Genomic DNA, 13,916 nt, shown 5'->3' with positions numbered 1-13,916 from the left:
CCTACCTTTGCATTCTTGAAAGAGTTTTGTTTTAATGAAAAACGATATGCAGAAACGACCTCTATTGGGCTTGACGCTCTCTGAATTGCAGAATGTGGTGAAGAATCTGGGAATGCCCGGTTTCTCTGCCAAGCAGATAGCTTCCTGGCTGTATGACAAGAAGGTGATTTCTATAGACGAAATGAGCAATCTTTCGTTGAAGCATCGGGAATTGCTGAAAGAAATCTATGAGGTAGGTGCCAAAGCGCCGGTAGATGCCATGCGCTCTGTAGACGGTACGGTGAAATACTTGTACCGGGCAGGCGAGGGACATTTTGTGGAAGCTGTCTATATACCCGACGAAGACCGGGCTACGCTTTGTGTCTCCTCCCAGGTGGGCTGCAAGATGAACTGCAAATTCTGCATGACCGGCAAGCAGGGTTTTACCGCCAATCTGACATCTAACCAGATTATTAACCAGATCAATTCGTTGCCCGAAAGGGACAAGCTGACCAATGTGGTAATGATGGGTATGGGCGAACCACTTGATAATCTGGACGAGGTATTGAAAGCGCTGGAAATAATGACCGCCTCTTATGGGTATGCGTGGAGTCCCAAGCGTGTTACACTTTCTTCTGTGGGACTGAAGAAGGGCTTGCTGCGTTTTATTGAGGAATCGGATTGCCACCTGGCTATCAGCCTTCATTCGCCGATACCTTTGCAACGCCGCGAGCTGATGCCGGCAGAGAAGGCGTTCTCCATCACGGAGATTGTAGAATTGTTAAGAAACTATGATTTTAGCAAACAGCGCAGACTATCTTTTGAATATATTGTTTTCAAAGGAGTGAATGACTCGTTACCGTATGCAAAGGAACTTCTGAAGCTGCTACGTGGGTTGGACTGCCGGATTAACCTGATTCGTTTTCATGCCATACCTGGGGTGAATCTTGAGGGAGCCGATATGGAAACCATGATTGCGTTCCGTGATTATCTGACTTCTCACGGTCTGTTTACCACTATACGGTCGTCGCGTGGAGAGGATATATTTGCCGCTTGTGGCATGTTGTCCACTGCCAAGCAGGAGGAGAATAAAGAAGAATTAATATAAATTATTAACTTAGGTAGGGAGGATATTACGCATTCTTCGTAGCTTTGTGAAAAACTAAAATGATAGAGATATGAGAAAGCACTTGTTTTATTTAAGTATGGTTCTCGTACTGACACTTTTTTCCGCCTGCGGTGGTGGTAAAAAGGGTGTGTTTACTCCGACCTCCAGCGGTCGTGCGTATGAAGTTCTGGTAGTGGTGGAGCCCGGCTTGTGGGAACGTCCTGCCGGTAGGGCGCTTTTCGATGTGCTTGATTCTGATGTTCCGGGGCTTCCCCAGTCAGAACGTTCATTCCGAATCATGTATACTGCCCCTTCCAATTATGATGCCACTTTAAAACTGATTCGCAATATCATTATTGTCGATGTGAATAAGGATCTCTATACCCAGCCTAAATTCAAGTATGCAAGGAATGTGTATGCCGCTCCTCAGTCTATTCTCACTATTCAGGCGCCGGACGAGGTTTCGTTCGAGAAATTTGTGGAGGAGAACAAGCAGGTAATCATCGATTTCTTTACCCATGCGGAAATGAACCGTCAGATTTCAGTATTGAAGGACAAGCATAGCGACTATATAGCAACGAAGGTGAAAAGCCAGTTCGATTGCGATGTATGGGTGCCGGGCGAACTGACATCTACCAAGGAGGGGGAGAACTTCTTCTGGGCAGGTACGAATGCGGCTACCGGTGATCAGAACTTTGTAATCTACTCTTATCCTTATACGGATAAGGATACGTTTACTAAAGAATATTTTGTTCATAAACGCGATTCTGTGATGAAAATCAATATCCCGGGTGCCCAAGAAGGTATGTATATGTCGACGGATTCTCTGATGACCGATGTACGTCCCATCAGTGTGCAGGGAGACTATGCACTGGAGGCCCGCGGCTTGTGGCGTGTGAAGGGTGATTTCATGGGTGGTCCGTTCGTATCGCATGTACGTTTGGACAAAGCCAATCAGCGTATAATTGTATCTGAAATATTTATTTATTCACCTGATAAAATGAAACGTAATCTGGTGCGTCAGATGGAGGCTTCGCTCTATACCTTGAAACTGCCCGGCAGTAAGCAGGAAGGTGAGGAGATTCCGGTAGGTGTAACCGCAAAAGATACTACTAATAATAAGTAATAAAAATGGAAGATAACAAAATAAGAGTCGGCATTACACAAGGCGACATTAATGGTGTAGGGTATGAAGTGATTTTAAAGACGTTTGCAGACCCGGTGATGCTGGAATTGTGTACGCCGATTATCTACGGTTCGCCTAAAGTGGCAGCTTATCATCGTAAATCATTGGACTTGCCTGCCAACTTCAGTATCGTCAACTCCGCTTCCGAAGCGGCTCCCAATCGCTTGAGTGTAGTGAACTGTACGGATGATGAAGTAAAGGTTGAGTTTTCTAAACCTGACGTTGAAGCTGGTAAAGCTGCACTTGGTGCACTGGAAAAAGCCATTGAGGAATATAAGGAGGGGATGATAGACGTGATTGTCACAGCTCCCATCAACAAGCACACCATCCAGTCGGAGGAGTTCGCCTTCCCCGGACATACGGAGTATATAGAGCAGAAATTGGGAGATGGCGAGAAGGCCCTTATGATTCTGATGAAAGATGACTTCCGGGTAGCATTGGTGACCGGACATATTCCCGTTAAAGAGATAGCCGGAAGCATCACCAAAGAACTGATACAAGAAAAACTGAAGATATTCAACCGCTCCTTGAAGCAGGATTTTGCTATCGGCGCACCGCGTATTGCAGTGCTTTCACTGAATCCGCATGCAGGAGATGGTGGATTGCTGGGAACTGAAGAGCAGGAGATTATCATTCCGGCCATCAACGAAATGGCTGCTAAGGGTATGCTTTGCTATGGTCCTTATCCGGCAGACGGGTTTATGGGCTCAGATAACTTTATCCATTTTGATGGTATCCTGGCCATGTATCACGACCAGGGGCTGGCACCGTTCAAGGCATTGGCTATGGACGAGGGCGTAAACTATACTGCCGGCTTGCCGGTGATACGCACTTCGCCTGCTCATGGAACGGCCTACGATATCGCCGGGAAAGGAATTGCCTCTGAAGATTCGTTCCGGCAGGCTATCTATGTGGCTATAGATGTGTTCCGTAACCGCCAGCGTGAGAAAGAGGCACATGCAAATCCGCTGCGCAAGCAATATTACGAGAAACGTGACGATAGCGACAAACTGAAACTCGATAGTGTAGAAGAAGATTTGTAGAATGACAAAAGCGGAAATACAACAAGTAAAATTACGTTTTGGCATCATCGGCAATAACGAAGCGCTGATGCGTGCCATTGATATCGCTATCCAGGTAGCGCCTACCGACTTGTCTGTACTGATTACTGGAGAGAGTGGTGTGGGAAAGGAGAGCTTTCCGCAGATAATACACCAATACAGCCGGCGCAAGCATGGACAGTACATTGCCGTGAATTGTGGGGCCATTCCCGAAGGAACGATTGATTCGGAACTGTTTGGCCACGAAAAAGGTGCATTCACGGGGGCTATCGGTGAACGGAAGGGGTATTTCGGTGAAGCCAACGGCGGAACAATCTTCCTTGATGAAGTCGGCGAATTACCTTTGCCTACCCAGGCACGCTTGCTGCGTGTGCTTGAGAGCGGTGAATTCATCAAGGTAGGTTCTTCTAAGGTGGAAAAGACCGATGTGCGTATTGTTGCCGCTACCAATGTAAACTTGACACAGGCCATTGCTGACGGACGCTTTCGTGAAGACTTGTATTACCGTTTGAACACAGTACCTATTCAGGTTCCTCCATTGCGCGAACGCGGTGAAGACGTGGTGCTGCTGTTCCGCAAATTTGCTTCGGACTTTGCGGAGAAGTACCGTATGCCTGCCATTCAGCTGACGGAAGACGGCAAGCAAGTATTGCTGAGCTACTCATGGCCGGGTAATGTGCGCCAGTTGAAGAATATCACCGAGCAGATATCCATCATTGAGACCAATCGTGAAATCAATGCATCCATACTGAAGGGCTATCTGCCTGAGCAGAACAATATGCAGCGCCTGCCTGCCTTCTTTGGAGTGAAGGAGGACAAGAGCTTCGGAAGTGAACGGGAAATTCTCTATCAGGTTCTGTTTGATATGCGTCAGGATGTAACGGACTTGAAAAAGCTGGTGCATGAGATTATGGCTGAAAGGGGAACGGTATCCAATCCGACGGTTGCCACATCTACCTATTATGCGCCGGTCACTCCGGCGGTGGTACCTCCGGTGACATCCAGTGTCCCTACTATTATACATCCTTCGGTGAAGCCGGTTACTCCAGTGGACGATGACTTCCAGGATACGGAAGAATATGTGGAGGAGTCACTCTCCCTGGATGAAGTGGAGAAAGAAATGATACGTAAAGCGCTTGAAAAACATCACGGCAAGCGTAAGAGTGCGGCTCAGGATTTGAATATCTCTGAGCGTACGTTATACAGAAAGATAAAAGAATATGGATTGGATTAAAAAAGCGGCATTTGCTTCCTTGTTGGTAAGCTTGTTATTTCTGGTGAATTCATGTAGTATGAAGTTGGGACTTGCTCCGATAAGCTCTATTGACTATACAAAGGTAAAAACGATTTCCATTGCCGATTTCCAGAACCGGGCAGAGTATGTATATGCACCGTTGGCAACAGAGTTTAATCAGAAAATGAAGGATATGTTCATTCAGCAGACTCGCCTGCAATTGGTGAACTCCGGAGGAGACTTGGACATAGACGGAGAAATAACCGGTTACAACCAATATAATGAATCGGTGGATGCCAGCGGTTTCTCTTCGAAGGTGAAGGTGACACTGACAGTTAACGTGCGCTACACCAATAACACGAACCATGAGGAGGACTTTGAACAGCAGTTCTCGGCTTTCCAGACCTATGATTCCTCACAATTGTTGACCGATGTGCAGGACCAGCTGATAACCCTGATGGTGAAGGACATTGCTGAACAGATTTTCAATGCAACTATAGCTAACTGGTAAACTCATGACGCCTACCCATTTGCAACAATGGATTCAGCATCCCGAGACGCTGAATAGGGATACTTTGTACGAGCTTCGCACATTGGTGGCACGCTATCCTTATTTCCAGTCGCTCCGTTTGCTCTATCTGAAAAACCTCTATCTGCTGCACGACATCAACTTTGGCGCGGAGCTGCGCAAGGCTGTGTTGTATGTGGCAGACCGTCGTGTGTTGTTTTACTTTATAGAGGGTGACCGCTATACTTTGAAATCCCAGAAGGTCTCGTCGCTTTTTTCCGGCGATTCGGAGAAAGAGCCGAGTGTAGACCGTACCCTTTCCTTGATAGATGCGTTTTTGGCTACTGTTCCCGAAGAGCATTCACAGCATACAGAGCTGGATTATGCGGTGGATTATACGGCCTATTTAATGCAGGAAGAACCTGGTGTAGATGCAGAAAATGAGCAGGAAGTACCTAAACTGCGCGGACATGAATTGATAGATGACTTTATTCAAAAGAGTGAGTCTCCAGATGTCGCGAATACGAGAAGAGAGTTTCTTGTAGAGAAGGAGGAAGAGACTGAAGAAGAGGAAGAGCGCTCCGTATCGCCGGTAACGGAAGAATTGGACGATAGCTGTTTTACGGAAACTTTAGCCAAAATCTATATAAAACAGCACAGATATGACAAGGCACTTGAAATTATTAAAAAATTAAGTTTGAATTATCCAAAAAAAAATGCTTACTTTGCAGACCAAATCAGATTTTTGGAGAAATTGATTATTAACGCTAAATCAAAATAACAAAATGTATTTATTATTAGTTATCTTAATGCTGATTGCATCTGTGCTGATGTGCTTCATTGTATTGATTCAAAATTCTAAAGGAGGCGGTCTGGCATCAGGCTTTTCATCATCCAACCAAATTATGGGTGTGCGCAAGACTACGGATTTTTTGGAAAAAGCAACTTGGACTCTGGCAGCTGTCATGGTAGTCTTCAGTATTGTTTCTGCTTACACTATTCCTTCTTCCACAGGTAAGGGCGGTGATGTGATTCTGGAACAGGCGCAACAAGAAGAAAAAACTAATCCTTATAACATGCCCGTAGGTACAGAAGCTCCGCAATCGGAGGCCCCTGCAGCTACAACTCCGGCTGAAGCTCCTGCTCCTGCAGCAGAAGCCCCAGCAGCAGAATAAGATAAGGATATTGCGGATGACTCCCGCTTGGAAAAATAAGAGAAAGGTTGATACTGAAAAGGTGTCAACCTTTTTTCGTTTTAATGAAGTATTTATTTACCTTTGTCAGCAATTTATGCAATCTGATTAATAAATTGAAATCCAAATAGTACAATGACAGAACAACTCAAACTTAAATTGAATGATTCCAAGGCTACCCGTTGGGGGGCATTGGTGATTGTTGCCTTCACGATGATGGCAGCTTATTATGTAAACGACGTGGTAGCACCGTTGAAGACAATGTTGGAAACGGACTTGGCTTGGTCGAGTACCGATTTCGGATTCTTTACCGGTGGTTATAGTTTTCTGAATGTTTTTTTCCTGATGTTGATTTGGGGAGGATTAATCCTCGACCGCTTTGGTATCCGTTTCACCGGAAAGCTGGCAACTATCCTGATGGTAGGTGGTACAGCACTTGAATACTATGCAATGACGGGACTTGCCGGTGCCGACGCGACTTTATTCGGAATCAATGAAATATTTGGCTATAAAACGGGTGTGTTTGTTGCTTTTGCCGGTTATTCCATTTTTGGAGTAGGAGCGGAGGTCGCCGGTATTACAGTTTCCAAAATCATAGCCAAGTGGTTTAAGGGGAAAGAGCTTGCCACGGCTATGGGGGTACAAGTCGCTTTAGCACGTATCGGTTCGCAAGCCGGTTATGCCGTAGCCATTCCTTTGGCCCGCGCTTTCGGTATTTCCACACCGGTGTTGTTGGGTTTGGTTCTGTTGTTGGGCGGTATGATTGCTTTCTTCATCTTTGCAGTGATGGACAAGAAGCTGGACAAACAGATGGAAGCTGCTGCCATTGCTGCCGGTACGGAAGATGAGGAAGAGAAGTTCTCTTTTAAGGATGTGAAGAATATTCTGGTCAATCCCGGTTTCTGGCTGATAGCATTGCTGTGTGTATTGTTCTACTCTTGTGTATTCCCATTCCAGAAGTTTGCTTCCGAGTTGATGATTATCAAATACGGTATCAATGAGAATGTGGCCGGTACATTTGCCGGACTTCCGGCATTGGGAGCGCTGATTCTGACTCCGGTCTTTGGTGGTTTCATTGACAAGCGAGGTAAGTCCGCATCTATCATGCTGCTGGGCTCGGCCATGCTGATATGTGTGCATTTCATTTATGCTATTCCCGATATAAACTATTGGCTGGTAGCTATTGTGCTGATGATAATTTTGGGTATCGCTTTCTCGCTGGTACCTTCTGCCATGTGGCCGGCTGTGGCCAAGATATTCCCGGTAAGCCAGTTGGGTACGGCATACGCATTGATTTTCTTTATCCAGAATATCGGTCTTTGGGGTATTCCTACATTGATAGGGTGGGTGCTTGATGCCTATTGTATATCCGGCAAGAAACCAGATGGAACGAATATGTATGACTATACGGTGCCTATGTGCATTTTTACCAGTATTGCCTGCTTGTCCCTTATAGTGGCTCTACTGCTGAAGAAGGCAGACAAGAAGTATGGTTATAAGCTGGAAGAGCCTAATATTCAGAAATAATAGGAAAAGCGGATACCGTATGATGGAAATACCCGAAGGAAAAGTAAGTCTGTTGGACGCTGTTCCGGTCCGCTGTGGACATATAACAACCGAATGGGAAGGTGAGTGCGCCGTACTCGCCTACCCACGGTTTAAATACGAATGGATGCGTCGTTTTTTATTGCCGAAGGGGATGTCTCCTGACATCCATGTGAGGCTGGAAGAACACGGTACAGCTGTCTGGAATCTGATAGATGGACATCGTACCGTGCGCGAAATCATCTATCTACTTGCCAGGCACTTTGGGGAGGAAGAGAATTATATTCCCCGGGTCACCGCCTACGTAATGCAGTTGCGTAAGGATGGATTTATCCAGTTGACAATCCGGAATTAGAATTCCTTTATTCCCTATCCACTTTTATCAATCCTCCCGTTGCCGTATCAAACAGCACTTTGATGGTAGAATTCTTGTTGAACAGTACCGGTGCGAGGTATTCTACGGTGCCGAATTGGGTAATGGGAAGTTGGTCGTCAAACAATTTCTTATTGTTATACACCAATGTCACTTGTGCCTTGCCCGGAAGGTTATAGGCTACACCGTCCACTTTCTTTTTGCCTTCCTCGGTGGCAGATACATCGGGACTTTTGAGGTCGGTGACGCTGATATAATACGGTTCACCGGCAAGGTCATTATTGGCCACCACTCCCAGCTTTCGGGAAAAACGGAAAGCCACTTCATCTTTCATCTCTTTAGGCGTCAGCCGGATGGTGAATGTCTTGGGTTCTTTCTTTATTTTGCCCGAGAACATTTCCGTCATAGCCGTTTCCTGCTGGTTCAGATTGTCAAGCATCAGCTTGAGTTGAGCGCCGTCCTTGGGCATATTGTCTGCTTCGCCGCGCAGGAGGGCATTCTTGCTTTCGCGGATGCTGTATATTTCCTTAGCCACCAGCTCGGCCATCTTGGCACTGGAGTTGGACATCAGTATTTCTTCCGTCAGAAAACTGCGTGGGTCAATGCTGCTTTCGGTGGCTTTGGCTTCGGGCGTCTTGGCAGCAGGCTTGCCGCTGAACGGAATGTTGATGGAGCGGACAATTCCGTCTTCGGTAAGCTCCATAAGGGGTGCTACGGTCTTGTCTTTCATCTTCACGAAATAGACGTTGTCCTTATCCGGTACACCGGCTATGCGGGTTTCTATCTTATCCAGTGTCCAGAACTCCTCGGGTTCGGCAGACACGTTGTTGAGACGCAGATAGCGGTCGGCATATCTGCAAAATTCTCCGGGAGTGTAGGTATGCTTGGTGGCTTGCAATACGATTTCTATTTCTGTTTTGGGTAACATATAGGTCACTCCGTAGTCTTTGCCACGCATCACACCGGTGGTTACGTCTGTTTGCGCCAGGGCAGTGGTAGACAAGAACAGAGCTGAGAGCATCAATATATTCTTCTTCATAATGTACATTCGTTTAGACTGATTTAGCTAAGGGACAAAGTTAATGAAGTTATCTTTGCTAAATATTGCTTTATAAATTATTAACAGAGCTGACGAACTGTACGCAAACCGGCATGTCAACTACAATGTCCTGATGAGTATCTTCCAAGAGTCCGGTAACTTCGTTTCGTTTGTATACCTGAATGACATTGCTGTCGCGGCAGGCGGCAAGCAAGTATTTACCGTTGGGCGTGATGTTGAAGTTGCGGGGATGGATGCCGGTGGGCTGATAACCTACCTTTGCCAAGGTCCCATTTTCGGGATTCACGGCAAAGATGGCGATGCCGTCTTCTTTCAGACGGTTGCTGGCGTAGAGGTATTTCCCATCCGGACTGAGGTGGATGTCTGCACTTCCACGGGCGGCTACGGTGTCGGCTGTGATGGTCTGTATCTGTTCCAAGCAGCCGTCGTCGTAACTGAAGGCAATGACCTTACCGGACAGTTCGGTGATGAGATAGGCAAACTTCCCGTTAGGGCTAAATGTCAGATGGCGCGGGCCGGAATCTGCCTCAATGCCAACGGCTTCCAGAGAAGCATGAGGAATAGGGTTGTCGGGGTGCATCACAAAGCGCAGGATGCGGTCGGCACTGAAGTCGGTGGCAAAGATGTATTTTCCGTCCGGTGAAAAGACCGTGCAATGGATGTGGGGAGTGGCTTGCCGTATGGCGTCGGGACCGGTGGCAGAGCCTTGAAAGAGCGTGTCTGCAGGAGCCAAAGTGCCGTCTTTCTGTAAAGGAAAAACGGACATGGTTCCACCGCTGTAGTTGGCAGTCAACACTTCCCGGCCATTGGTGGCCACGTAGCAGGGGTCGGCGCCGAAGGTGGGAACGGTGTTCAGCAGGCGCAGTTCTCCCGTTTCCCGGTCGAAGGCAAGGGAGCTGAGGGCTGCTGTGCTGTCGTTCATTTCACTGACGGCATAGACAAATTCGCCATCTTCCGAGGGGACGAGGTAGGAGGGATTGGGCAATGCCGCTGAACTGAGCGGAACGGCTGTTCCCGTCTCCTGATTAAAGCGGAAGGTATAGATACCCTTGCTTGAGCCATTCGTGTAAGTACCTATTAGCATGGCGAGTTCGTCCTGGTCACCGTTAGTGCCCTTTGGAGAAGAGCCACATGCTGTCAAACCTAATCCGAGCATACAGAAAAGAAGTGTTTTCATTAATTTAATGTGTTAATGTGCTAATATGCTAATGTGCTAATTGGCTGCGCTGTATATGCTGCATGGTCATTGGTACATTAGCATATTGGCACATTAGCACATTAAAATTTAACTTCGGCAATACTGACGCGGTCATCGTTCAGCACGATGCGGAGGTCGCTGGCGGTAGTGCCTTTGAACGGATAGGAAATCAGTTTGCCGTATTCGCTGACGGTGCCCGAATATACGGTGAGGAACTGTCCGCCACCGCCCGAGAGCTGGATTTCGAAGGTTGCCGGCAGGTTGTTGTCACGTGTAAAGGCAATGGCAACTTTATCTACCTTGGCTCCGTTCTTCAAGGCAAAGGTAATATAATCTCCCTTATTTCCTTGCCATGCGGTATTGATTTTTTCGTCGAGCACGTTTTCGGCATCCTCTGGGTTGGTGCTGGCACTCACACGCTTTGCTGGTTTTTGGGCTTCAATGGCTTTGGCACGGGTCTGGTAGTCTTCTACGGTCAGCGTTCCGTTCAGGCGGATGTCTTCGGAAGAGGCGCCGGCCATGAGCACGAAGTCGCCGGGTTCCACCACCCATTTCATGTCGGTGTCCAGAAGCTCCAGGTGCTTATGGTCGATGGTGAAGGACAGCTCCTGGGCTTCGCCCGGTTCGAGGTGGATGCGCTGGAAGCCTGCAAGATTCTTTTCGTAGGTGGTGATGCTGCTCAGTACGTCGCGGATATAGAGCTGCACTACTTCATCTCCGGCACGTTTGCCGGTGTTGGTCACCTTCAGGCGGACGGTGGCAGACTCGTTCGGGGTGATGACTCGGGGGGTGATGTCGAGGTCGGAGTACTCGAAGGTGGTGTAGCTCAAGCCGTAACCGAAGGGGTAGAGTGCTCCGTTGATGCGTGACATGTTGCCCGTGGGCCCCGGATTCTTACCACCGTCTATCTGTGAAGAAGGCTTGCAGGGGAAGTTGAAGGGGATTTGCCCTACGGTCTTGGGGAAGGTCACTGTCAGCTTTCCACCAGGGTTGTAGTCGCCGAAGAGGATGTCGGCCAGGGCCGTTCCGCCTTTGGAGCCGGGATACCAGGCTTCGAGGATGGCGGGGACGAACTTGTCTGCCCAGTTGATGGAGAGCGGGCGTCCGTTGATGAGTATCAGTACGACGGGCTTGCCCGTGGCTTGTATGGCTTGAAGCAGTTGCAACTGCCGGCCGGGCAGGTCGAGGCTGGTGCGCGATTTGTTTTCGCCGCAGGTGCGTTGTCCGCCGCCCAATACTACGACGGCAACATCAGCTTGGCGGGCATTTTCTACGGCTTTGTCTATCTCGGCTTGCTCGTCGTCGGTCAGAGGATAGTCTATAATTTCACTTTCGGGCCAGTGGGCATCCACTAGGTCGCAGCCTTTGGTGTAGAGCACCTCTGCCTTGCCTTTTGTCTTTTCTTGAATGCCTTCCAGTACAGTGGTCACCTCTACGGCAAGGGGGCCGTAATGGGTCAGCGCGTAGCCTTCTTCGTTGGCATTGGGACCACAGACGGCAATCTTCTTGATGGAGTTGATGTCTAAGGGCAACAGCTCACCGGCATTCTTCAGCAGAACGATGGACTCGCGGGATGCCTGCAAGGCGATGGCTTCGTTCTCTTCTTTTTCCACTTCATGGTCGGCACCGGCAAGGTCTGTCTGGTAGGGGGCATCGAACAGACCAATGAGGAACTTTACCCGGAGGATGTCGCGCACACGGTCGTTAATGACTTCTTCGCTCAGCCCGCCTTCCTTCACCAGTTCGCGGAGGGGAAGGACGAAGGAGTCGGGCAAGCGGAAGGTGCAGCGTACGTTCAGCCCGGCTTCCACGCTTTGGCGGACGGCTTCTTTCATGTCTTTGGCGGTGCCGTGCTTGGTGTAGAGGTATTCTACGGCGTCACTGTCGGATACGACGTAGCCACGGAATCCCATTTCGCCACGCAGGCGGGTGGTGAGCCAGTAGTAGCTGCCCTGCACGGGGATACCGTCGTAATCGTTGTACGAACTCATTACGCCCAGCATGCCAGCTTCCCGGATGACGCGTTTGAAGGGGTAGATGTGTATGTTTTCCACTTCGCGCGGCGACATTTGCGGGTCCACGCGTGCCATGCCTTCGCGGGCGCCTTTGTTGTTACTGTAAGCGGCAAAGTGCTTGCCGGTGGCGGCCACTTGGTGGTTGTGCTGCAAGCCGCGCACCATTTCGATGCCCAGTTCGGCTACGAGGTAGGGAGATTCGCCGTAAACTTCTTCGTAGCGTCCCCAGCGCTGGTCGCGTCCTACGTCGAGGATGGGGGCGTAGACGTTGGTGTAGCCCAGCATGCGGGCTTCGCGTCCGGTGATGAGTCCTACTTGGCGAATCAGTTCACGGTTCCAGGTATGTCCCAGTCCCAGTTGGGTGGGGAAGTTGGTGGCGCGGTAGCTTTCCACGCCGCGTATGCCTTCGTTGGTAAAGTCTACGGGGATGCCGAGACGGGTATCTTCCACAAAGAACCGTTGCACCTCGTTTAGTGCCCAGGCGTGGCGCGAGGCGGGCCAGACGTAGGCATTGTCCGAGGGAGGCAGCCCCCATTGCTGGAAGCCGTTCAGGTGTTCGTCGATGGCGCCGATGCCGTCTTTCCAGAGCAGCTCTTTCCATTCGGGGGTGGGGAGGTCGTCTTTCAGTACGCGTTTGTAGCCGTAGAGGGTGACCATTTGGCAGGTCTTTTCGTCCAGCGTCATCTGTTGCAGCAGGTTTTCGATGCGTGCTTCGAGCGGGGCGGAGGGGGCTTCGTACACGTCTTTCACTCCGTTTTTGTTGAAGTCTATCCAACCTTTGCGGTACATTTCACTTTTCACCGGCTTGTAGGTTGCCGGTGTTTTGGCAGGCTTTTGTGCGCAGAGCAGTGTGCTTCCTCCAAGCAGCAGGGTTAGGGCAATAAGGTTCTTCATGATATGTTCTAAAAATCTCTTGGTTATTATTGTTTCTTTTGTTGACAAAAATACGGCTAATGTGTGAAATAAAGGGATAAAATAGTCCGAAGTATCGGCTTTTATTGTCCGAAGGGTCTTCCTCTTACTAAAAATATCCTCCAAGACGCTACCGGGGAATTCAAATCATTATTAGACGAAACATATCATTCACTTTTAAAAAGAAAGAACACTATAATAACCTGAAAAGTAGATGCAATCGCGGTGTATACAAGTATTACGGCTACATCTGTTAAACGAGGGTGTATTTATATAATAGGAATCTGTTGGCGGAATTGTTGCTTGTACGGAAGAACTTTCTTTTCAACCTTGGGATGTCTAAACCAAACCTTGGTTTAGACATCTCAAGGCTGGGTATGGAAAAACCAAAGTTTGGGATAGATTGCTTCCTTAATTCTTTCCGGTTTTTCAGTTAACTTCAGAGACTTTTTCCGTTAACTTCCCATCTCTTTTGTGCAAATATCCATTACAGAAGATAGATATTCCCTCTTGCAGGGGGTAATTCCGTCAACGGATACTGGCT

General features: G+C 48.5%; 12 protein-coding genes. 9 read left to right on the top strand and 3 right to left on the bottom strand.

Annotated elements, in window-relative coordinates; translation table 11 throughout:
- Window positions 1–46 precede the first annotated feature (46 nt).
- The 9 genes from rlmN (at window position 47) to ITJ87_RS17425 (ending at window position 8,169) form a co-directional block, all read left to right on the top strand.
- Window positions 47–1,087: a 23S rRNA (adenine(2503)-C(2))-methyltransferase RlmN gene (rlmN, locus tag ITJ87_RS17465; protein WP_117600517.1), complete on the top strand. Its 1,041-nt coding sequence runs from the start codon at window positions 47–49 to the stop codon at window positions 1,085–1,087.
- A gap of 70 nt (window positions 1,088–1,157) precedes the next feature.
- Window positions 1,158–2,213, top strand: a complete 1,056-nt coding sequence (locus ITJ87_RS17460; protein ID WP_117600434.1) for a DUF4837 family protein — start codon at window positions 1,158–1,160, stop codon at window positions 2,211–2,213.
- Between the two features lie 5 nt (window positions 2,214–2,218).
- Window positions 2,219–3,316 carry a 4-hydroxythreonine-4-phosphate dehydrogenase PdxA gene (gene pdxA / locus ITJ87_RS17455; RefSeq protein WP_117964196.1) on the top strand — a complete coding sequence of 366 codons (1,098 nt, stop codon included), beginning with the start codon at window positions 2,219–2,221 and terminating at the stop codon, window positions 3,314–3,316.
- Window position 3,317: 1 nt separating this feature from the next.
- Window positions 3,318–4,568: a sigma-54-dependent Fis family transcriptional regulator gene (locus tag ITJ87_RS17450; RefSeq protein WP_117964197.1), complete on the top strand. Its 1,251-nt coding sequence runs from the start codon at window positions 3,318–3,320 to the stop codon at window positions 4,566–4,568.
- Entirely contained in the window at window positions 4,555–5,079 is a 525-nt protein-coding gene (locus ITJ87_RS17445) for an LptE family protein (protein ID WP_117600431.1), read from the top strand. Before ITJ87_RS17450 ends, ITJ87_RS17445 begins: the two co-directional genes overlap by 14 nt.
- 4 nt (window positions 5,080–5,083) lie before the next feature.
- Window positions 5,084–5,857 (top strand): tetratricopeptide repeat protein, encoded by a 774-nt coding sequence (locus ITJ87_RS17440; RefSeq protein ID WP_117964198.1) that lies wholly within the window; start codon window positions 5,084–5,086, stop codon window positions 5,855–5,857.
- A 4-nt stretch (window positions 5,858–5,861) separates the two neighbouring features.
- Complete coding sequence (gene secG, locus ITJ87_RS17435; RefSeq protein WP_009038088.1) at window positions 5,862–6,251, top strand: preprotein translocase subunit SecG; 390 nt, start codon at window positions 5,862–5,864, stop codon at window positions 6,249–6,251.
- A 153-nt stretch (window positions 6,252–6,404) separates the two neighbouring features.
- Window positions 6,405–7,796: an MFS transporter gene (locus ITJ87_RS17430; protein ID WP_117878395.1), complete on the top strand. Its 1,392-nt coding sequence runs from the start codon at window positions 6,405–6,407 to the stop codon at window positions 7,794–7,796.
- Window positions 7,797–7,815: 19 nt separating this feature from the next.
- Window positions 7,816–8,169, top strand: a complete 354-nt coding sequence (locus tag ITJ87_RS17425) for a PqqD family protein (RefSeq protein ID WP_057258649.1) — start codon at window positions 7,816–7,818, stop codon at window positions 8,167–8,169.
- 7 nt (window positions 8,170–8,176) lie between these two features.
- Here ITJ87_RS17425 and ITJ87_RS17420 read toward each other — a convergent pair whose 3' ends face one another.
- From ITJ87_RS17420 to ITJ87_RS17410, 3 genes are all read right to left on the bottom strand, one after another.
- Window positions 8,177–9,226 (bottom strand): DUF4831 family protein, encoded by a 1,050-nt coding sequence (locus tag ITJ87_RS17420; protein ID WP_057258670.1) that lies wholly within the window; start codon window positions 9,224–9,226, stop codon window positions 8,177–8,179.
- 70 nt (window positions 9,227–9,296) lie between these two features.
- Window positions 9,297–10,424 carry a lactonase family protein gene (locus ITJ87_RS17415; RefSeq protein WP_005831925.1) on the bottom strand — a complete coding sequence of 376 codons (1,128 nt, stop codon included), beginning with the start codon at window positions 10,422–10,424 and terminating at the stop codon, window positions 9,297–9,299.
- A gap of 101 nt (window positions 10,425–10,525) precedes the next feature.
- Complete coding sequence (locus ITJ87_RS17410) at window positions 10,526–13,354, bottom strand: beta-glucosidase (protein ID WP_117964199.1); 2,829 nt, start codon at window positions 13,352–13,354, stop codon at window positions 10,526–10,528.
- Window positions 13,355–13,916 lie beyond the last annotated feature (562 nt).

The sequence above is a fragment of the Bacteroides sp. HF-162 genome (assembly GCF_015679285.1).
Classification (GTDB): Bacteria; Bacteroidota; Bacteroidia; order Bacteroidales; family Bacteroidaceae; genus Bacteroides; species Bacteroides uniformis.
This window is presented reverse-complemented; position numbering and strand designations above follow the sequence as displayed.